Here is a 20308-nt window from a genome sequence, read left to right on the forward strand (position 1 = left end):
TTCCTTTTTAGGCTAGCAAAGGTATATGCATGAAGGGAATTGACTAAACTTAATCCCCCAAGAATTACAACTGAGCCGAGGACACAGAGGTTTCTCTCTCTTTCCGTAAGTAAAACAGAGCGATAAATACGATTCTAAATACGTGAGACTCTGTGTTACTCTATAGTGAATAAAAAATAGTAAACCTCTGTGTCCTCCGTGTCCTCTGTGGTGAAATCAGTACGGGAATGAATCTATCGACGAATATTTTCATTTGGTCTTATAGTTAAGGAGGAGAATAAAAACAAGATCCTGACGAAATCGCTTCGGCAGGACTCTATTTCATTTTTACTTAAATGTGGCTACGTAATAAAATTATGACTAATTAATTCAATTCTGATACTGCAAAGATAGTGCGTTTCAGTATGAGTCACAATCACCTTTATGAGGTATATTATGTAGTAGTTCTCACTATTTATGGTTAGTGGCAGGCGCTTTCTCTACTTTCTTCCACTCTTTAGTCTCGAAATCGTATGCTTTTATGATTCTGGCAGGGCATCCGGCGCATATTGAATAAGGTGGAACGGAATGACTGACTACGCTTCCGGCAGCCACTACGCAATGTCTTCCTAAAGTTACTCCCGGTAGAATGACCGAATTGGCGCCTACCCATACATCATCCTCAATGACAACAGGCAGTGTGCTGACTCCTTGTTCATCAATCATCTTTTCCGCATCCTGATAATTGTGGTTGAGTCCTGTGACTGTTACATTCTGTGCCAGATTGACGTGGTTACCGATATGAACCGGACCTATGATTGTATTTCTTAATCCGATGCGTGTATAATCTCCGATTGTTAAGTCGCCAACTGCATTGTTCAGACAGGAGAAATCTTCGACAACAGAATATTTTCCCAAGAAGAACCGGTTGAAAGGAGGGAGGTCTTTGCGGACACTCCGGTAGATGACAGAACCCTTTCCACGTTTCAGGTATATGAAATCGAAGAGCCGTATCCACCAGTTGGGGCGAGTTTTAACGGGATGCATGATGAAACGATGCACAGCCTGTTTCAAGCCGGGGTTTTCTTTAATTCGTTGTTTAAGTGTTTTTTTCTCCATATTGAATGTTTTTTCTTCTTTTTGTCTTCTACCAGATAATCAGGGATTGCCAGGCTGTAAGTGATTAATAGACCGAAGAGTGCGATCCACCATCCGAATGATAAGGTCCAATTGTATACGGTTATCAACGAAGCCCAAACGCTTACGATGATACATAATTTAAGTGGAGAAGGTGTCAATTGTTGTACGATCCGGTTGCAGAAACTCCAGTTTCCCTCAAATATGGAAGGGAGCAAGTAGGAAGTCGTTTTCCGGATACGTTTCCGATAAGGGCAGACCGGAGCGGATTGGCAGTATACAATTACGTCCGGCAGGTAATCAATGTATATATTCTGCCGGAATAACTTTCGCTCAATATTGGTTTTGGAACTTTTCATGTTCTTTTGCAGCCATTTCAGATCGATTGCCATATTAGTTCCCAGCAAATGGGAGGATAGTCCGAATTGTGTATTACCGGCTCTGCAAAGGCTGTTTTTTATTTCTTCACGTATAGCACGGAAGCGATTACGGAAACCTTTGCGGTTTTCTATTACCGTATGTAGCTGGATGGCTTGTATACCGGCATCGTATGCATTGTATATTTTGTCCAGAAATTGCGGAGATAAAGCAGAGGCTGTATGGGACAGAAAGAGAACCAGATCGTAATGCTCCTGGTCTAAACTGTTGATTGCCTGATGCAGATCGCTGTATGTGATAAACTCGTATGATTCTTCTTTATATATTTCCGGAAGAAGGCTTCCTTCCGGAACGAGAATAGCGCAACGATATGTTTTTTGAGCTTTAGGATAAGTGATATGTTTGAAATGTGAAGCTACGGCCATCACAAAGAGGTATAGCAGCAAAAGCCCTGTACAAAAGAATATCAGATCATCTATTATGTAGATATAAGAGTCTATCATCTGAAAGGAGATTATACGTTCTCTTTTTGAATGAATGCAGTAACTGTTTTCAGAATAATCTTTATATCCAGCCAGAAAGAGAATGTCTTTGCATAGGTGATATCCAACTGCTTGCGTTCTTCGGCAGAAAGTTTACCGGCTTCGCCTCTTTTCTCTACCTGCCATAAACCGGTCAATCCGGCCGGACCCATGAAACGGTCGATGTGCTCATCGCTTGTCAGCAATTCGGCTTCGTAGAGTGGGAGAGGACGGTTGCCTACTATTGACATATCCCCCTTTAAAATATTAATAAGCTGGGGTAATTCGTCAATACTATATTTACGGATAATACGTCCTATCTTTGTTATTCGCGGGTCATTTTCCAATTTAACGAAAGCATTGCTTTTTTCTTTGGACTTCTTGTTGATGTAGTCTTCTTCGGAGATTACGAAATCGTCCGATATCAGGAGGATTTCTTCTTCGTCGGCTTCTTCATTAATATCCGGTTCCAGTTCTTCCCCCCAAATATCCTCATCTTCCTGTTGATACTGGTTAAGAGCATTGAAATCCTTTAAATGCTTGTCGGCATCAGTGTACATCGAACGGAATTTAAGGAAGTCGAATATCTGATAGTTACTTCCTACTCGCTTGGATTTGTAGATAATGGGACCCTTGCTTTCTAACCGGATAGCTAATGCAGTAAATATTAGGAGAGGAGAAAGGCATAATATCGCCATTCCCGAAAAGAATATATCAAAAGTTCGTTTCCATAAAGGCAACCGGAAAGCATTAATATTTTGTGTTTTAAGCTGAAGTGCCTTTATTTTCTGATCTTTTCTTCGTTTAAGGAAAGTCGATAAGTCCTTTAAAGCCTCTTGGCTCGTTTCATATTTGATTGTATTGTTAATGCCGGCTTTAAGATATTCGGATGCTTCTTCCTTAGACAAGGAATCGATGACGAGTATCATATAAAGTCCCGGATATTTTTTGCGCATGTATTGGATATCTGCAATATCTTGGGATAAGTTCACCTGTTCGAAAAATAGGGCTGCGTCATATTTTTCGCGTATTTTCTCCAATACTTTGACAGCTTTGCTACAATTGGACGCAGCATAGAATACCCCAATACTTAGTCGGGAGAGTAGTTCTATTGTTTTGCTATCTCTGCCTATATAAACAAAATATTGCATGTGTAGAAGACCCGGTATTAGTCAATAATCTTTTTGATTCGGATTTTGAGTTCCAATGGGTTGAATGGTTTCAGGATATAGTCTTCTGCTCCCTCTTCCAGTAGTCTGATTCTTTCCGTTGTACTTTCTTCGCTGGATAACATAACGATAGGAATTGACTTGAATAATTCATTGTTCTTCATGTATCTTAAAAATTCATCACCCATCATAAGAGGCATACGAATGTCTGAAATAATGAGGTCAGGTACATTGCCTTCATTAAGCCATTCTATTGCTTTGATGGGATCTTCCAAATAGGTAAAATCATACTCTTTTCCTAGATACACACCGGCCACTTTTCCGATTGTCGATTTATCGTCGACTAGTAATATTTTTTTCTTCATACGAATAGACCTTTCTATCGCTTGCTTTGTTATTTGATTTATTGATTGAGATTGTTGTCACATTATGTTTGTGATACACTGCAAATATAGATATTATTTTAGAATAATCTCCATTCTGGAGAGTAAAATTCGTGATATATGTTTTTTTTCTATTAATTGCGACTAACAGTATCTTGATGAAAAAACACGGATTTCAACTTTCATGAAATCCGTGTTGATGATTGACTGTTTGGCTTATTTATAGACTCTTGATGAATCAAAAGTTTTCCACCATTCTTCATTCTTAGTACCGCCACTTGTTACCCAACTTTCGAACAGCGAGTAAGCAGATTTGATATTCATATATTCCAAAGGCCATTTGAAGTCTGTCGGAACCATGATTCCCCATGCTAGGTTATCTTTACTGATGTAATATCTTTTGCGGGAAGTAGAGCTATCGTCGTTGTTGCCTCCGAACAAGTCGGTATTTGCTAACTTAGTGGGTTGGTAACCGACGATATGGATCTCTTTACGCTGGTTTCTGTTTCCTTCTACGAAGATGAACACATTCAGTTTGTTGATATTAAGCTCATCCACAGAAATTGGGTTGCTGAACTTGATAGTGAAACTGATATTTTTAGGATTCGTATTGGCAGAATGATCTTTAATGGTATTAATCTGTTCGTAACGGTCTCTTCCCAATGCGTTGTGAGCATCGTCAAATAATGGGATAACAGCATAGTCCTGGCCGTTCTCAATCTTATTACTATTCACATTAAAGTTTTTAGCAAGAGAGTTATCACTGAACACCACCGGTTGTGTGATAGCACTGGCAGGAACACCGTCCAGCATGATAGCAGCTCCGATGCTCTTCGTAGCTCCCGCAGCCGATAAATCAAGACTTAGCGTGAACTCTTCTGCCTTATTATCCTTGTTGATGGAAATCTTTCTTTCTTTGATAATCAAAACAAGATCGTTCATATCGTAATCTCCATATAAAGGCCACTGGTCTTCAAATAGATAAGCGTAATTACGAGTGTCATCCATGATGATCGGGAATTTAGGATCTTCTGGTTCTTCTCCTTCATTTCCATTATTCTTAGTACCCGTGCAGACTTCTATCACGACTTTGGATTCTCCCATTTTAGTAAAGTATGCGCCATTTTGTACATAGAAGTTGTTCCAATATGGGCTCTTTTCAACATGATTATCACATTCAATAACTAAATTTCCATCATACGTAAAACCTTGTCCGGTTATAACCGGAGATTTTATCATAGAAGTATTTTCGCCTTTTCCGTAAAATTTAGCATGAGCTGTATTCATGTAAATACTTGTAGTTGCATCCAGCATAGAACCATTGCTCAAGTTGACTGTCCCATTAACAAACTCCATCGTAGGAGCTTTTAAGTATCCTTGGGTAAAGTTGAATGTTGCTCCGTTTGCATAGAAAGAAGTTGTGGCTTCCAGACTGCAAGCATTGTTGAATGTTGTATTGGTGAGGCTGATAGTTGTAAATCTCATGATGTTGTTATTGGTAGCAACAGCATTAGAATTTGCAATTAATTCCTTACCATAAATCTCTCCGTTATTTTCTAGTGAGAAATTAGATGGCAGATTTAATGTACCTTCAAGCTCAATTTTATTATCATTCACAATTTTTGTGTTAGAATTGATTGAGATGTCTCTGCTTGTTATGGTTCCTTCGTTGTAGAGTGTTGCACCGGAATGCAGAATCATGGTATTTGTTACCGCCAGTGTCCCCCAGTTTCTTAATGCAGCAGGCGCTCCATTAGTGAATGATACATCGTCTGCGTTTACTTCTCCTTTTTCCATGATAGTCAGCATGGAGTTTCTGATGAACGTCATGGTTCCTGATGCATTAATCTTTGCATTGTTCATCACAATGATTTCAATTCCGTTCTGGAATTGGAAAGTTGCAGGAATAGTCCATTGGGCATCTACATAAACTCTGGTTGCAATATCACCGTCATATCCGTCAAATTTGAATATACCATTATAGTCAGAGGTGATTTTGTAATTAGCATTACGCAGTAAAGTAGTTCCTGTCATTTCTGTAACTTCCTTAGCGTCAGCTGGTATGGAAGAATAATCCGGTTTTTTAAATGCAAGGCTTCTAGTAGCGACACCACGACTCATTAATGCTCTATTTTGTGCTGCAGATTCTGCATAATAGAGCTTACAGGTAATATTATCGCTGTTTTCGGGCACATCGAACTGATATACCTGTTCACGTCCTCTAGGGTCAGTTTGTTTCACGTAAATACCCTTTTGAGTGGGAAGCAGGCTGACAGCAGCTGTAAATTTAAAGTTATTTTCTTTGTTAGCTGTCCTTGCAGCGAGTACGGAAGCATTTTCGTTAGTCAAAGGATCTTCTGCATATATTTCAATTAAATAAGCAAATTGCCCTCCTTCTTCATCTTTCACTTCGACTGAAACATTTTTTGTGGTTATCATGTTCCAATCGATATCATCGGGAGCAGCAAAGCCGTTTCCCATCGGGTTAGGTGTTTCATAAGACGGATCATAGAGATCCTTTCCGGAGTCCACACAACTAAACATAGTACCTGCTATTGCTATTGCAATAATGGGCACAAATTGAACTGTTTTCTTCATCATAATGTATTATTGCTTGATTGTTTGTAACCAAATCCATCACAAAAATAACTGCATATCTTTTATTGGAAATGTTTTTTCTGTTATTTTATAGGGTGAAAACAACTATACTTCCGTTTTGGTTCTTCTTTGGCTCGTTTAGGTTTGATGAAGTCTCGGTGATGATGAAGAGAATCCCTTGATTTTCACTTTTATAAGACCGCTTAAAATGAAAATCAAAGGATTATATTAAGTGTATTTAATTTAAGACTTAGTAATTTCTCCTATTAAGCAGGAGTTCATTTTATATCGGATATCCTTGTTGGGTAATCCATGTCCCAATAAAAACATGAGCTTTGTTATGGCACATTCGGGAGTGCTGTCATATCCGCTGATTACACCTGCTTCCAAAAGGTGCATTCCTGTTTCATAACGTCCCATCTCTACTGCTCCGGAGGCACACTGTGTGATGTTGACAATGATAATTCCGCGATCGGTAGCTTCTTTTAGTTGGCGGATGAACCATTCCTTTTGCGGGGCATTTCCTGAACCGAAGGTTTTCATGACAACTGCCTTCAATCCGGGAACATGAAGCAGAGAAGTTACGATACTCTCTTGGATACCAGGGAAGAGGGTCAAAATAACTACATTGGTGTCAAATAGATAATGCGGCTTTAATGGTTTTGTCGGATCTGGTTTCCGGATAAGATGGGGTTCATATTTGATGTGGATACCTACCCGTGCCAAGGGTGGATAATTGAAAGAGCGGAAAGCGTTAAAATTCTCCGCATTAATTTTGGTGGTACGGTTGCCACGCATCAAATGATTTTCAAAGAAAATACAAACTTCAGGAACGATGGCCGTACCATCCGGGTTTTTGGCAGCTGCGATTTCAATGGCTGTGATGAGATTTTCTTTTCCGTCTGTGCGCAAAGTTCCGATTGGGAGCTGGGAACCGGTGAGAATGACGGGCTTGCTTAGGTTTTCGAGCATAAAGCTTAATGCAGAGGCTGTGTAAGCCATCGTATCTGTTCCGTGAAGGATGACAAAACCATCAAAATAATCATAATTGTAATTGATAATCTTTACTAGCTTTGCCCAGTAAGCAGGTTCCATATCCGAAGAGTCGAGAGGGGGATCAAATTGGTAGGAAGAGATGCGGTAGTTGAATCTTTTTAGTTCGGGTACATGCTTAAGCAAATGATCGAAGTTGAAGTTTTCTAAGGCACCTGTTTCCGGATTCTCTATCATTCCGATAGTTCCACCCGTGTAAATTAACAAAACGGAAGGGGTTTCTGCTCTCATAATTGTTGAATTACTGTTAAAACGCTGGCAAAGATAGGAAAAAATAGTGATTTATGATTTATGAATTATGATTTATGAGTTTTCGAATGATTTTGTAGATTTATCATTCATGTGAACCTCCCTCACGTCCCTCACACTTGATTAATTTATTAGAATTACCAATGACTTGGCTTCAACTGCTGATTCACATAAATCATAATTCATAAATCATAAATCATTTCACCGCTTCTTTTAATTTAAGGATGGCTTTTTCCGGGTCTTTTTCTTCTTCGAGCAGAGTAACGAACTTACTGCCGATGATAGCTCCGGAAGCGTGTTCGCAAGCTGCCTGGAATGTCGCTTTATTGGAGATACCAAATCCTATCATCAACGGATTGTTCAGATGCATATCTTTTATTTTCTTGAAGTATGCCTGTTTTTGTTCGTTGAAATTCTGTTGTGCTCCGGTAGTTGCTGCTGATGAAACCATGTAAATGAATCCGTCGGTATGTGTATCTATTTCGCGTACCCGTTCTTCGCTGGTCTCCGGTGTGATGAGCATAATCACTTTAATGTTGTAGCGCTCGGCAATGATACGATAATGTTCTTGATAATCACGGAAAGGGAGATCGGGGATGATGACGCCATCAATACCGCATTCCACGCATTTACGGCAGAAGTTTTCAAATCCGAATTGCATGATTGGATTTAAGTACCCCATGAATACAAGTGGTATTTTTACGTCCTTGCGAATATCCCGCAATTGTTCAAAAAGAAGTTTTAAAGACATGCCGTTGCGCAATGCTTGGGTAGCGGCATTCTGGATAACAATGCCGTCTGCCATCGGATCACTGAAAGGAATACCGATTTCAATCATGCTTACTCCATGTTTTTCGAGTGTGCGGATTACATTGGCAGTACCATCTAAAGTGGGGGTGCCGGCACAAAAATAAATAGAAAGTATGTCTTTCTTGTTGCTATTGAAAAGTTGATTAATTCTATTCATGACGTTGGAATTTTAAAGTGATGATTTTAATTCGTTTAAAAATGTCCGGATACGCTCCGGATCTTTTTCTCCCGGTTTGGTTTCAAAACGGCTGTTGAGATCATATCCGGCAAGCCGGGGATGCTTGAATTCTTTCAGGGCATTGGCACTGTATGAGTTGATACCTCCGCTCAAAAGGAAAGGTACATCTCCGTTATATGTGTGTAATATGCTCCAATCAAATTGATTTCCCGAACCACCATATTGCTCGCATTTGGTATCGAACAGAAAAAGATCACAGACTTTTTCGTAGTCATACACCTTTTTCAAGTCTTTGGGGCGGTCTACAGAAAAGGCCTTGATGATTTTCAATCCGGTAGAATGTAAAGACCGGCAGTATTCCGGTGATTCATTTCCGTGGAGTTGCACATCATTCAGTCCGAAACGATCAGCATACATGCTGACCACTTGCTTGTCTTCATTGACAAAGACGCCGACACGCCGGGCATGAGTGGGCAGGTAAGCCGGAAGCTCGTAGACACATCGGGGAGATTTAGGATAAAAGATGAATCCCAGCATATCTATGCCTTCGATAGCCTCTACGTCCTGTATGTTTTCAGCTTCTCGCATACCGCATACTTTGATAATTTTTCCGTTAATCATAGGGCTGTCCGTTTTGAATAATTAGTTTATTGAATGGCTTGTAGGAAATTCTGTAAAGTTTCTCCCGGTCGCTGTGTTTTCATAAATGTTTCGCCGATCAGGAATCCCCGGAATCCGGCTGCCCGGAGGCGTTTAACTATTTCCGGATCGGAGATGCCGCTTTCAGATACCAGTACCGCATCTTGAGGAAGTTGTCCGACCAGGCGGAAAGAGTTTTCTACATCGGTGAAGAAAGTACCCAGATTACGGTTGTTGATACCTACCATATCTATTCCTTTGTTAATGTACGCCAGTTCTTCGGAACTATGAATCTCTAATAAGACCTCCAGTCCTAATTCATGGGCTTTTTCTGCAAGTTCATTGCATTTTTCCGGTTCTAGTGCGGCTGCAATGAGAAGTACGGCATCTGCACCAACAATTTTAGCTTGGTAAAGCTGGTATTCATCAATGATGAAGTCCTTTCTAAGGATGGGAATTTCCACCAAAGGGCGTGCGGCGCGGATATCTTTCAGGCTTCCTCCGAAAAACTTCTCATCAGTAAGGATGGAAAGGGCGGAGGCACCTGCCGCTGCATAGGAGGGAACGATCTCTTCCGGACGCACTTCTTCTTGTATCCATCCTTTGGAAGGAGAGCGCCGCTTGAACTCGGCGATAATACCTGATGTGGAAGAGGCTAATGCCTGCTTCATAGAGCGGGGAGTCGGAGATTCGCTGATACCTTCCTGTAATTGTTCGATAGAAATAGCCTGCTTTTGCAGGTCAACTTCAAATCGTTTGTTTGCTATAATCTCGGATAATATATCTTTCATCAGTTCGTTTGTTTTTATATTTATAATCAGACTTGCTAATCGTAAATCAAATTAACTATTCAATTCAATGAATTTTTTTAGTGTAGCTAATGCTCGTCCACTTTCCAATGATTCTTTGGCAAGAGCAATACATTCTTCAATTGTCTTTTCCGGACGAATCACATGGATAGCGAAAGCGGAGTTGACTATCACTACATTTTTTTGAGCTTCCGTAGCTGTATTATTCATGATATGATCGAAAATCTTAGCTGCATCTTCCGGTGTTTGTCCGCCATCCAGATCAATATCCTTATAACGGGAGAAGCCGAGGCTTTCGGGAGTGTAAATCTTTTCATGATCGCTGGTTGCCACTTTAAACTCATTGGTCAGAGAAATCTCATCATATCCGTCAAGGCTATGAACAACAGCAAATTTCGTCTTGCTTTCCTGATAAGTATAGGTGTAAAGGCGAAGTAACGGTAGATTGTAAACTCCTAACAATTGGTAAGCAGGTAATACCGGATTTACCAATGGACCGAGCATATTGAAGAAAGTGCGCACTGCCAATCCTCTACGAACCGGAGCTACTGCTTTTAATGCCGGATTGAATAAAGGGGCATGTAGATAAGCAAGATTGCATTTTTCCATGCTGCGACGCAGTTGGTCTACATCACTGGTGAATTTTACACCGTGTTGCTCCATTACATTACTGGCACCACTGACCGACGTTGCTCCATAGTTACCATGTTTCACAACCGGGAAGCCGGCTCCGGCAACTGTAAAGCAGGAAGCTGTAGAAATATTGAATGTGTTTTTTCCGTCACCTCCGGTTCCTACGATATCAATCGGAGCGAAATCACTCAAATCGACCGGAATACGCATTTCCAACAGTGCGTCACGGAAACCGCATAATTCCTCTACGGAAATATTACGCATCAGAAAGACGGTGATGAGTGAGGCCACTTGCACATCGTTATATTTCCCTTGCGCGATGTTCTGTAGAATGGTGCGCGCTTCATCGCGTCCCAAATATTGATGTTCGAAAAGTTTGTATAGAATCTGTTTCATAAGTTTAATCGTTTAAGAAGTTTTTGATAATTTCTTTTCCTTGCGGAGTTAATACTGATTCGGGATGGAACTGAATACCATGTACATTATACGTTTTATGGCGGATTGCCATGATTTGTCCCTCCTGGCTTTCTGCTGTTATTTCCAGACAGTCCGGAAAGCCTTCCCGGCTGACTACCCAGGAATGATATCTTCCAACAGGGATTTCTTTTCCTAATCCTTCAAAAAGCAGGTCCTGACGAAGGATGCTTACCGGAGTTTGTACGCCATGATATACTTCTTTGAGATTTTCCAGACGTGCTCCGAAGGCTTCGCCGATAGCCTGATGACCCAGGCAAACCCCTAGAATGCTTTTGGTCGGAGCGTATCTCTTAATAATAGGTAGTAACAAGCCGGCTTCTTCGGGTATGCCCGGTCCGGGAGACAGGATGATTTTATCAAAACGATCTACTTCATCAAGCTCTATCTGGTCGTTGCGGACTACTTCTATATCTGTAGCCCCTAATTCTTTCACTACATGCAGCAGGTTATAAGTGAAAGAGTCGTAGTTATCTAAAAGTAATATTTTCATTTTTATTGTCATTGTAAAATGGTTGTTCAAATACTATCTCTGCTTTTCTGCCTAAAGAAATAGAAGCGTTTAGGCAACGGGAATCTTTTTTCAGGCAACAGCAATTATTTTTTAGGCTGACTATTTGGGACGGTTAATTTTTTAGTTTGACAGCTAAATCAATTGCTTTTTTCAGTGCTCCCAGTTTATTGTTCACCTCTTGCAGTTCGTATTCATCTTGGCTGCGTGCTACGATACCTCCTCCGGCCTGGAACCAGAGTTCGTTGTTGCGGCTTACAAAAGTACGGATGGTGATTGCTTGGTTTAATTCGCCATTCAATCCGATAAAACCGATACAACCACCGTAGGCTCCACGATTATGTGGCTCGATTTCACTGATTAACTGCATAGCGCGTACTTTGGGGGCGCCGCTTAACGTACCGGCCGGGAACGTGTCAATAAACGTTTTTATTTTGTCTGCGCCTTCATTCAGCATACCGCTGACACGGCTTACCAAATGAATAACATGGCTATAATATTGCGGTTCCTTATAGAATACCACGCGTACGTCATGGCAATTACGTGAAAGATCGTTTCTAGCAAGATCAACCAGCATGACATGCTCTGCATTTTCTTTAGGGTCGGCCAGTAAAGCCTCTGTCAATTCGCGGTCTTTTACTGTGTCTCCCGTGCGACGGGTGGTTCCGGCAATCGGATCAATGTAGGCGCGGCCGTTTTCGATTTTGCAATGTGTTTCCGGTGAAGAACCAAAGATACGATATCCTCCGAAGTCGAAATAGAAAAGATAAGGAGAAGGATTGATGCTGCGGAGTGCGCGATAAACTTTGAAATCATCCCCAGCGTATGGTTGGATAAATCTTCTGGAAAGCACGATTTGGAAAACATCTCCGCGCATACAGTGTGCGATTCCTTTGCGCACATTTGCTTTGTGTTCTTCGTCGGTGATGGGGCTGGTTACGGGGCCTGTTACAGAGAAATTATAGGAAGCATAATTCCGGTTTTCGATGGCTGCTTCCAGTTCCGGCAAACCGCTTTCTTCTCCTTCGGACAACATTTCAACTAATGTCAGCTCATTTTTGAAATGATTGAAAACAATGACATACTTATATAATATGTATAGTAAATCCGGAGCATCGTTTTGCTCATCATGACTTTCTTTCACCGGGATATGCTCGAAGTACTTCACGGCATTAAACGTCGTGTATCCGTAAAGCCCGCATACATTCTTATTATCTCCGGTCACCTGGAACTTATTGATAAACCGGTTCATAGCCTTTTCTACATTGAATGTTTTTGTCAGCGGTTCTTCCGTACGGCTATTATCGGGATAGTTGGCAGTGACAATGCCACCGTTTACACCGATACTTGCCAAGGGACAAAGGGCTATAAATGACAGGGAATTTTCTCCGGCATGATAATCGGAACTTTCCATTAATGCGGATTGAGGATACATGTCGCGTACTTTCAGATAAATGCTGACGGGAGTATGCATATCTCCGAGCACTTGTTTGCTATGGGTAGTATAATTAAATGTTTTCATTTCTATAATTGCTTGATTATTGATTGCGAATGATGGTTGACTAATTATTTATAGCTGTTCGTTAAACGACAAATAGGTTTCAATATCTTTGTCTCCTCGTCCCGAAACAGTCAATACAACGATATCTTCCGGCTTGAACTTCAATTTTTTCAAAGCTCCTAATGCATGGGCGGATTCCAATGCAGGGATAATACCTTCGAGTTTGGTTAGTTCGTAGGCAGCTTCTATCGCTTCGTCGTCGTTGATTGCCAATACGTTGGCACGGCTTTGGGCGGCAAGGTTAGCGTGTATCGGACCAATGCCCGGATAATCCAGTCCGGCAGAAATGGAGTATGGCTCCTCTATCTGTCCGTCCTCGTTTTGGATGACATAGGTACGTGCTCCGTGGATAATTCCCATTTTGCCGAGTTGGATGGTAGCGGCAGTCATTCCGGTCTCTATTCCTTTACCTCCCGCTTCCGCCAGGATAATGCCTACCCGTTCGTCGTTGATATAATGATAAATCGTTCCGGCAGCATTACTTCCTCCTCCCACGCAGGCTATCAGATAATCCGGATAATCACGTCCTTCTTTTTCTTGCAGTTGCTTTTTGATTTCTTCGCTGATAACAGATTGCAGGCGTGCCACCATGTCAGGGTAGGGATGAGGGCCTACGGTAGATCCGATGATATAATAAGTGTCGGCAGGGTGACAGCACCAGTCGCGGATCGCTTCGTTGGTTGCATCTTTCAGAGTCATGTTGCCGGAAGTAACGGGGATAACGGTAGCTCCCAACATTTTCATTTTCTCTACATTGATGTGCTGGCGTTCTACATCCGTCTTTCCCATATAAACGATACATTCCATATCCATCAATGCACAGACGGTAGCTGTTGCTACTCCATGTTGTCCGGCTCCGGTTTCGGCGATGATACGCTTCTTTCCCATGCGGCGTGCCAGTAAGATTTGTCCGATGGTATTGTTGATTTTATGAGCACCTGTATGATTTAGGTCTTCCCGCTTCAGATACAATTTGCAACCGTATTTTTCAGAAAGACGTTTGGCTAGATAGAGTGGGGAGGGACGTCCTACGTAGTCACGTAGCAACTGGTCGAATTCTTTTTTAAAATCTTCGCTTTCAATCACTTCGAGGTACTTATTCGTTAGTTCCTCAACACATTTGTGGAGGATTTCCGGTACGTAAGCACCGCCGAATTCTCCGTAATAGCCATCCTGGTCAACTAAAAAACTTTTCATAATCCTATATCTATTTTTATGTTATTATTGAATCTGTTTTGAAACGGGGGTAAATAAAAAGAGCCCTGTCGCAGGTTGCGACAGGGCTCTTTCAAATTTGTTATATCTTTAATGAGGTATATACATACGAGCACTGCTCCCTTACGACTGTCGGAGTTGTAACGGGCGCCACCACCAATATGTATTTACTAACATTGTTCTCATTGTCTTTTGTAATTTTATGGGGGCAAATATAGACACTTTGTTTGAAACAGCAAACAAAATATGACTTTTTTTCTCTTTTGCCTTCATTTTTCTGATATAGAACAATTTTCAACCTGAACTGTTCTTATAAATATTGAATATTTAAACAAAAACAATTATGAAACAGAGAAAAGTTTTAGTAGGTATCGCTATTGCCATTTTCATTATATTATTATTGTATTGGTTATTGGTAGCAGAGGATATGAAACCCTGGTTGTCGGCTATGGTTCCTTCCGTGGCACAACAATTCTTTGCTTGATTCTGACAGGCTTTGGATAAATCATGTATCTTTGCAAGGATAGTGACTAATAACCAAAATAATAACAATAGACTAAGATATGGAAAATTTTATTTTTCAAAATCCCGTGAAACTAATCATGGGAAAAGGGATGATTGCCCGGCTGGCTAAAGAAATACCGTCCGACAAACGTATTATGATTACTTTTGGCGGCGGAAGCGTGAAGAAAAACGGAGTGTACGATCAGGTAAAGGAAGCATTGAAGGACCATTTTACGGTAGAATTCTGGGGAATCGAACCCAATCCTGCCATCGAAACTCTCCGTAAAGCGATTGCTTTGGGAAAAGAAGAGAAAGTGGACTATTTGCTGGCTGTTGGCGGCGGTTCTGTTATTGACGGTACGAAATTGATTTCCGCAGGAATCCTGTATAATGGTGATGCCTGGGATTTAGTACTTGCCGGACGCCCGGTAACTCATACTGTACCTCTTTCCACTGTATTGACTTTGCCTGCTACCGGTTCGGAAATGAATAACGGAGCAGTTATTTCCCGTCGCGAAACGAAAGAGAAATATCCTTTTTATGCCAACTATCCAATCTTCTCTATTCTTGATCCGGAAGTAACTTTTACCTTGCCACCTCATCAGGTAGCTTGTGGATTGGCTGATACCTATGTTCATGTGATGGAGCAATATATGACTACTTCCGGACAGAGTCGCGTTATGGACCGTTGGGCGGAAGGTATTCTACAAACTTTGGTGGAGATTGCTCCGAAAATTCGTGAAAACCAGCATGATTATCAACTGATGGCTGATTTTATGCTTTCGGCTACAATGGCATTGAATGGATTTATTGCTATGGGAGTGTCTCAAGACTGGGCTACTCACATGATCGGGCATGAAATTACTGCTTTGCACGGATTGACACATGGCCATACGTTAGCCATTGTTCTTCCTGCCACGTTGCAAGTGCTTCATGAAGAAAAAGGGGATAAGCTTTTGCAGTATGGTGAAAGAGTTTGGGGAATTACTTCCGGTACAAGAGAAGAGCGGATTGATGAAGCAATTTGCCGTACCGAAGAATTTTTCCGTTCACTGGGACTGACTACACGTTTGCATGAAGAGAACATCGGACAGGAAACTATTCTGGAAATCGAACGCCGCTTCAATGAACGTGGTGCTAAATATGGTGAGAATGGAAATGTAACAGGTGCTGTTGCTCGTAGAATATTAGAGACTGCACTTTAGGCACACTCTTACATGAAGTTTATAGAATAAGAAGGTTTCCGAAAAATCCTTCTTGCTAAATAAAATGTGTACCCTAAAAGTTGGATATAAAACTTTTGGGGTACATTTCATTAGTAGTGGTAATAATGTAAAGTAGCGGGGCAGTATTATCATCTTACAGGGTATACTTCATAATCAGTAGCAGTAGAAAGAATGATTTTATAAATCCAAGGCTTTTCGGTATTCTGCTTACTATTTCTCAATTTTCTCTGTTCTTGGAATTTTGAACCAGAAACAAGAACCTTCTCCTTCTTTAGATTCCGCTCCGATAACTCCTCCCAGCCGCTCTACTATGACACGACAGATGGCTAGTCCGAGACCTGTTCCTTTAATAAACGAATTCAGTTTGACGAAACGTTCGAACACCTTGTCTATTTTGTCAGCAGGAATTCCGATACCTGTATCTTTTACATAAAAGTATATTTCATCACTTGCTTCTTCAATCCGGTATCCCATTTCGATAGAACCTTTGGAAGTGAACTTTAAGGCATTGTTTGTAAAGTTGATGATAACCTGTGATAAGCGTATGCGGTCTGTATTAATAATACATTGATTTGCTCTCTCTGTGAATACGATTTGTACGTCCGGTGAAGAGTTTTTTTCTTGCATTTGTCTGCAAATACCTTCCATCAGTTCATTAATGTCAGTTTGCGCAAATGTGAATTCCATAGTACCGGCTTCGATTTTGGAAAGATCCAGAATATCGTCTATCAGTTGCAATAATAAGATGTTGTTGCTGGAGATTATTTTCACGAACTCCTGTTTCTCTTCTTCCTCCTCTGTCTGACAAACCATTTCGGAAAATCCTACAATTGCGTTTAGTGGGGTTCGTATTTCATGGCTCATATTAGCGAGAAAGGCAGATTTTAGTCGATTGGATTCTTCGGCTTTTTCCTTTGCCTCTTGCAACATTCTGTTCATTTTTAGTTTTTCAGTGATGTTTTCAAAACGAAGTAATCCGCCAATAATTTCAGTTTCTTTTTCGTCGCCAAAAACGGGAGTTGCGGTCACTTCAAAATCGACATCGTCTACTCTGATTGTATGTCGGATTATTTTGCCTTGTTCGATTGCTTTCTTGAAAGCACATTGTCCACATGGTTCATTACGAAGTGCACTGGTCTGATAGCAAATTTTTCCCGGTATGTATCGTCTTCCTTTTACCAGGCTGGCGATTTGTCTTGTTTCTTCCCATTGCACCCGGTAATTTTTATCAATATAGATAAGCCCGAAGTCAATACTTTTTAGAGCTAGTTTCTGCTTCTTCAATGCTTTTTCCAGTTCTTCTTTGGCTGCAACCAATTCTCTTTCATAATTCTTGAGTTGAGTGATCTCCCATCGGGTTGCGAGCAGCCATCTTTTTTCCCCTTCCCATGAAATAATTGATTTTACAGCAATCGTATCATGGGTGATTCCATCGGGAGTGATATATTTTTCTTCTTTGCGGTATACTTTGCCTTCTTGTACGAGTTCTTTGTCGATATTCCGGTATTTTTCTCCTCTTTCTTCTCCGTATATTTCGTAGTCAGTATGTCCGATGGCTTCTTCACTGCTAATGCCGGATTGAGCGGCTGATTCTTTATTCCAGTAATAGTATCGGAAATCATTTGTAATGTCTTTTACGAAGATAGGAAAAGGAAGGTTGTCGAGAATGTCAAAAGAGAAACGGTAGGAATGATTGGTTTTTTTAATCGTTTTTTGTAATTTACGGATTCTATATAATAAGATGCTGATGATAAGGAGTAAAATAATTACCAGTAAATAATTATAACTCCAATATGCTTCACTAATCCAAGAAATTAACAAAATATTGTTTGCCATAAAATGTTTGATATAAATAAGGTTGTAAAGATATGAATTGTTCTCTGAATTATCAAAAGATAATACATAAATATATTGATTTTCAACCTTATATTGTGACAGTGTAATAAAATGTGATGGATAAATGGGGACGTATGGTGTCTTTTATTTCCTGTATGGTATGATATTTTGCTTAATTTTGATTCTTTTTTTAGAGGTAAAATGTATTAAAATATTAAATGATGTCTCATGAACTAAAATCATTTCTAATTTGTTTTAATAACGCTGGAGTATTTTCTATTTTTGTTCACCTAAATTAGTTTTGATAGAGTCAAAATAAAACAATCATTTAATTACGTATGCTGATAACCATTATTATTCTCGTTCTTTCGGCTGTCTTTTTCGTGAACGGCAAGGTTCGTTCGGATATTGTGGCGCTATGTGCGCTGATAGCCTTACTTGTTTTTCAGATATTAACTCCTGACGAGGCACTCTCCGGTTTTTCCAATTCGGTAGTCATTATGATGATCGGATTGTTTGTTGTAGGAGGGGCTATTTTCCAGACGGGACTGGCAAAAATGATTAGTTCCCGAATTCTTAAACTTGCGGGAACCAGTGAGATCCGGTTGTTTCTATTGGTGATGTTGGTGACTTCTGTCATTGGCGCGTTTGTCAGTAACACAGGTACGGTGGCATTGATGCTTCCTATTGTTGTTAGTCTGGCGATGAGTGCCGGCATGAATCCCAGCAGGCTGTTGATGCCGTTGGCTTTTGCAAGTAGTATGGGAGGTATGATGACTCTGATTGGTACTCCGCCGAACCTTGTGATACAGAATACGTTGACTTCCGCCGGACTTGAGCCGCTTTCTTTCTTCTCTTTCCTGCCTGTCGGCATTGTCTGTGTAATTGTCGGTACACTGGTTCTGATGCCGCTTAGTAAATGGTTTCTTTCTAAAAAAGGCCAGAAAGATGATAATAAACGTTCGGGCAAGTCATTGAAACAGTTGGTTAATGAATATGGACTTTCCAGTAATTTGTTTCGTTTACAGGTGATAAAAGATTCAAGGCTTTTGGGGAAGACAATTATTGATCTGGATATTCGCCGTAAATATGGTTTGAATATTATGGAAGTTCGTCGTGGTGATGCATCGCAACATCGTTTTCTAAAAACGATTACTCAAAAGTTTGCTGCACCGGACACGATGTTAGAAGTAGAGGATATTTTGTATGTGACTGGAGACTTTGATAAGGTGCAACTCTTTGCGGAAGATTACCTGTTGGAGATCTTGGGCGACCATGCAACGGAAGAAACAAAAAGTACGACTAATTCGCTTGATTTTTATGATATCGGTATTGCTGAAATAGTATTGATGCCATCTTCTAATTTGATAAACCAGACAATTAAAGCAGCTGGTTTCCGTGATAAGTTTAATGTGAACGTATTGGGGGTTCGTCGTAAAAAGGAATATTTATTGCAAGATTTGGGGAATGAGCGTATTCATAGTGGTGACGTGCTTTTGGTGCAAGGAACATGGAATAATATAGCCCGTCTTAGCAAGGAAGATGCTGATTGGGTTGTTTTGGGACAACCTTTGGCGGAAGCGGCTAAAGTTACGTTAGATTATAAAGCTCCGGTAGCAGCTGCTATTATGGTGTTAATGGTGGCAATGATGGTTTTTGATTTCATTCCGGTAGCTCCGGTTACAGCCGTTATGATAGCGGGTATATTGATGGTGCTTACGGGATGTTTCCGCAATGTGGAAGCGGCTTATAAAACGATCAACTGGGAAAGTATTGTATTGATTGCTGCCATGCTCCCTATGTCTCTGGCATTGGAGAAAACGGGAGCTTCGGAATATATTTCCAATACATTGGTGAACGGTTTGGGATCATATGGACCGATTGCATTGATGGCAGGTATTTATTTTACGACTTCGTTGATGACGATGTTTATTAGTAATACGGCTACCGCTGTTTTGCTTGCTCCGATTGCTTTGCAAAGTGCCATACAGATTGGAGTCAGTCCGGTTCCTTTCCTGTTTGCCGTGACGGTAGGTGCAAGTATGTGTTTTGCTTCTCCGTTCTCTACGCCGCCTAATGCCTTGGTGATGCCTGCCGGACAATATACCTTTATGGATTATGTAAAAGTAGGATTGCCATTGCAGATTATTATGGGAATCGTGATGATTTTTGTATTGCCATTGATTTTCCCCTTTTAGTCTTTGATTTTTATCTTGTCAGTGGGGGAGATGAAAGAAATAGAGATTTGTAGCGCTGAATCTTTGTCTTTTTATGAAGAGTTGCATATTTCCATGCAACTCTTTTTTTGCTGTATACTATTGAATAAATAGTATTAAAATTTTAATATTCAACGATATAACTAACTGTCTTCTAATATAAATAATTAGAGTGAGGCGCTTTAAAAGATGTTAACTGCAAATCGGAAAATGCAATGTAATCTGTATA

At 40.5% G+C, this 20308-nt stretch carries 17 protein-coding genes; 3 read left to right on the top strand and 14 right to left on the bottom strand.

The genetic code is table 11. The features are described 5' to 3' along the window. Positions 1-450 precede the first annotated feature (450 nt). The 13 genes from KFO40_RS18040 to trpB form a co-directional block, all read right to left on the bottom strand. Complete coding sequence (locus tag KFO40_RS18040; RefSeq protein WP_117684304.1) at positions 451-1098, bottom strand: acyltransferase; 648 nt, start codon at positions 1096-1098, stop codon at positions 451-453. Further along, entirely contained in the window at positions 1050-1997 is a 948-nt protein-coding gene (locus KFO40_RS18045) for a glycosyltransferase family 2 protein (protein WP_009040483.1), read from the bottom strand. Before KFO40_RS18045 ends, KFO40_RS18040 begins: the two co-directional genes overlap by 49 nt. A gap of 11 nt (positions 1998-2008) precedes the next feature. Continuing rightward, positions 2009-3166, bottom strand: a complete 1158-nt coding sequence (locus KFO40_RS18050) for a sugar transferase (protein WP_008022882.1) — start codon at positions 3164-3166, stop codon at positions 2009-2011. A 17-nt stretch (positions 3167-3183) separates the two neighbouring features. Further along, on the bottom strand, positions 3184-3549 hold the full coding sequence (locus tag KFO40_RS18055) for a PleD family two-component system response regulator (protein WP_004300114.1): 366 nt from the start codon (positions 3547-3549) through the stop codon (positions 3184-3186). A 234-nt stretch (positions 3550-3783) separates the two neighbouring features. Beyond that, positions 3784-6168, bottom strand: a complete 2385-nt coding sequence (locus KFO40_RS18060; RefSeq protein WP_049702563.1) for an LruC domain-containing protein — start codon at positions 6166-6168, stop codon at positions 3784-3786. Between the two features lie 240 nt (positions 6169-6408). After that, positions 6409-7449 (bottom strand): asparaginase, encoded by a 1041-nt coding sequence (locus tag KFO40_RS18065; RefSeq protein WP_049702564.1) that lies wholly within the window; start codon positions 7447-7449, stop codon positions 6409-6411. Between the two features lie 214 nt (positions 7450-7663). Beyond that, positions 7664-8434 carry a tryptophan synthase subunit alpha gene (trpA, locus tag KFO40_RS18070; protein WP_004316614.1) on the bottom strand — a complete coding sequence of 257 codons (771 nt, stop codon included), beginning with the start codon at positions 8432-8434 and terminating at the stop codon, positions 7664-7666. Between the two features lie 12 nt (positions 8435-8446). Then, positions 8447-9076, bottom strand: a complete 630-nt coding sequence (locus KFO40_RS18075; protein WP_008640637.1) for a phosphoribosylanthranilate isomerase — start codon at positions 9074-9076, stop codon at positions 8447-8449. 26 nt (positions 9077-9102) lie between these two features. Next, positions 9103-9885, bottom strand: coding sequence for an indole-3-glycerol phosphate synthase TrpC (gene trpC, locus KFO40_RS18080; RefSeq protein ID WP_049702565.1), 783 nt, complete (start codon positions 9883-9885; stop codon positions 9103-9105). A gap of 51 nt (positions 9886-9936) precedes the next feature. Further along, a complete protein-coding gene (gene trpD / locus KFO40_RS18085; protein WP_008022877.1) occupies positions 9937-10932 on the bottom strand; it encodes an anthranilate phosphoribosyltransferase in 996 nt (331 codons plus the stop codon). A 4-nt stretch (positions 10933-10936) separates the two neighbouring features. Further along, the gene (locus KFO40_RS18090) at positions 10937-11503 is read right to left on the bottom strand and encodes an anthranilate synthase component II (protein ID WP_117683546.1); all 567 of its coding nucleotides are present in this window, start codon (positions 11501-11503) and stop codon (positions 10937-10939) included. 133 nt (positions 11504-11636) lie between these two features. Further along, entirely contained in the window at positions 11637-13043 is a 1407-nt protein-coding gene (locus tag KFO40_RS18095; RefSeq protein WP_049702567.1) for an anthranilate synthase component I family protein, read from the bottom strand. A gap of 48 nt (positions 13044-13091) precedes the next feature. After that, positions 13092-14279 (bottom strand): tryptophan synthase subunit beta, encoded by a 1188-nt coding sequence (gene trpB / locus KFO40_RS18100; RefSeq protein WP_007752215.1) that lies wholly within the window; start codon positions 14277-14279, stop codon positions 13092-13094. Positions 14280-14640: 361 nt separating this feature from the next. On the opposite strand from trpB, the gene KFO40_RS18105 reads away from it, so the two are divergent. Next, complete coding sequence (locus tag KFO40_RS18105) at positions 14641-14781, top strand: hypothetical protein (RefSeq protein ID WP_004300101.1); 141 nt, start codon at positions 14641-14643, stop codon at positions 14779-14781. 79 nt (positions 14782-14860) lie between these two features. After that, the gene (locus KFO40_RS18110) at positions 14861-16006 is read left to right on the top strand and encodes an iron-containing alcohol dehydrogenase (protein ID WP_087317749.1); all 1146 of its coding nucleotides are present in this window, start codon (positions 14861-14863) and stop codon (positions 16004-16006) included. Between the two features lie 231 nt (positions 16007-16237). On the opposite strand, the gene KFO40_RS18115 is transcribed toward KFO40_RS18110, so the two are convergent. Next, positions 16238-17863, bottom strand: a complete 1626-nt coding sequence (locus tag KFO40_RS18115) for a PAS domain-containing sensor histidine kinase (RefSeq protein WP_087317748.1) — start codon at positions 17861-17863, stop codon at positions 16238-16240. Between the two features lie 338 nt (positions 17864-18201). Here KFO40_RS18115 and KFO40_RS18120 point away from each other — a divergent pair, with 338 nt between their 5' ends. Then, the gene (locus KFO40_RS18120; RefSeq protein ID WP_049702569.1) at positions 18202-20061 is read left to right on the top strand and encodes an SLC13 family permease; all 1860 of its coding nucleotides are present in this window, start codon (positions 18202-18204) and stop codon (positions 20059-20061) included. Positions 20062-20308: the final 247 nt, after the last annotated feature.

The organism is Bacteroides sp. 1001302B_160321_D4, assembly GCF_015667765.1.
In the GTDB taxonomy this organism is placed as follows: domain Bacteria; phylum Bacteroidota; class Bacteroidia; order Bacteroidales; family Bacteroidaceae; genus Bacteroides; species Bacteroides xylanisolvens.

Excerpts from the sequence above, each read along its gene's own strand:
- KFO40_RS18040 (WP_117684304.1), bottom strand. The coding sequence starts at position 1,098 with ATGGAGAAAAAAACACTTAAACAACGAATTAAAGAAAACCCCGGCTTG.
- KFO40_RS18045 (WP_009040483.1), bottom strand. The coding sequence starts at position 1,997 with ATGATAGACTCTTATATCTACATAATAGATGATCTGATATTCTTTTGT.
- KFO40_RS18050 (WP_008022882.1), bottom strand. The coding sequence starts at position 3,166 with ATGCAATATTTTGTTTATATAGGCAGAGATAGCAAAACAATAGAACTA.
- KFO40_RS18055 (WP_004300114.1), bottom strand. The coding sequence starts at position 3,549 with ATGAAGAAAAAAATATTACTAGTCGACGATAAATCGACAATCGGAAAA.
- KFO40_RS18060 (WP_049702563.1), bottom strand. The coding sequence starts at position 6,168 with ATGATGAAGAAAACAGTTCAATTTGTGCCCATTATTGCAATAGCAATA.
- KFO40_RS18065 (WP_049702564.1), bottom strand. The coding sequence starts at position 7,449 with ATGAGAGCAGAAACCCCTTCCGTTTTGTTAATTTACACGGGTGGAACT.
- trpA (WP_004316614.1), bottom strand. The coding sequence starts at position 8,434 with ATGAATAGAATTAATCAACTTTTCAATAGCAACAAGAAAGACATACTT.
- KFO40_RS18075 (WP_008640637.1), bottom strand. The coding sequence starts at position 9,076 with ATGATTAACGGAAAAATTATCAAAGTATGCGGTATGCGAGAAGCTGAA.
- trpC (WP_049702565.1), bottom strand. The coding sequence starts at position 9,885 with ATGAAAGATATATTATCCGAGATTATAGCAAACAAACGATTTGAAGTT.
- trpD (WP_008022877.1), bottom strand. The coding sequence starts at position 10,932 with ATGAAACAGATTCTATACAAACTTTTCGAACATCAATATTTGGGACGC.
- KFO40_RS18090 (WP_117683546.1), bottom strand. The coding sequence starts at position 11,503 with ATGAAAATATTACTTTTAGATAACTACGACTCTTTCACTTATAACCTG.
- KFO40_RS18095 (WP_049702567.1), bottom strand. The coding sequence starts at position 13,043 with ATGAAAACATTTAATTATACTACCCATAGCAAACAAGTGCTCGGAGAT.
- trpB (WP_007752215.1), bottom strand. The coding sequence starts at position 14,279 with ATGAAAAGTTTTTTAGTTGACCAGGATGGCTATTACGGAGAATTCGGC.
- KFO40_RS18105 (WP_004300101.1), top strand. The coding sequence starts at position 14,641 with ATGAAACAGAGAAAAGTTTTAGTAGGTATCGCTATTGCCATTTTCATT.
- KFO40_RS18110 (WP_087317749.1), top strand. The coding sequence starts at position 14,861 with ATGGAAAATTTTATTTTTCAAAATCCCGTGAAACTAATCATGGGAAAA.
- KFO40_RS18115 (WP_087317748.1), bottom strand. The coding sequence starts at position 17,863 with ATGGCAAACAATATTTTGTTAATTTCTTGGATTAGTGAAGCATATTGG.
- KFO40_RS18120 (WP_049702569.1), top strand. The coding sequence starts at position 18,202 with ATGCTGATAACCATTATTATTCTCGTTCTTTCGGCTGTCTTTTTCGTG.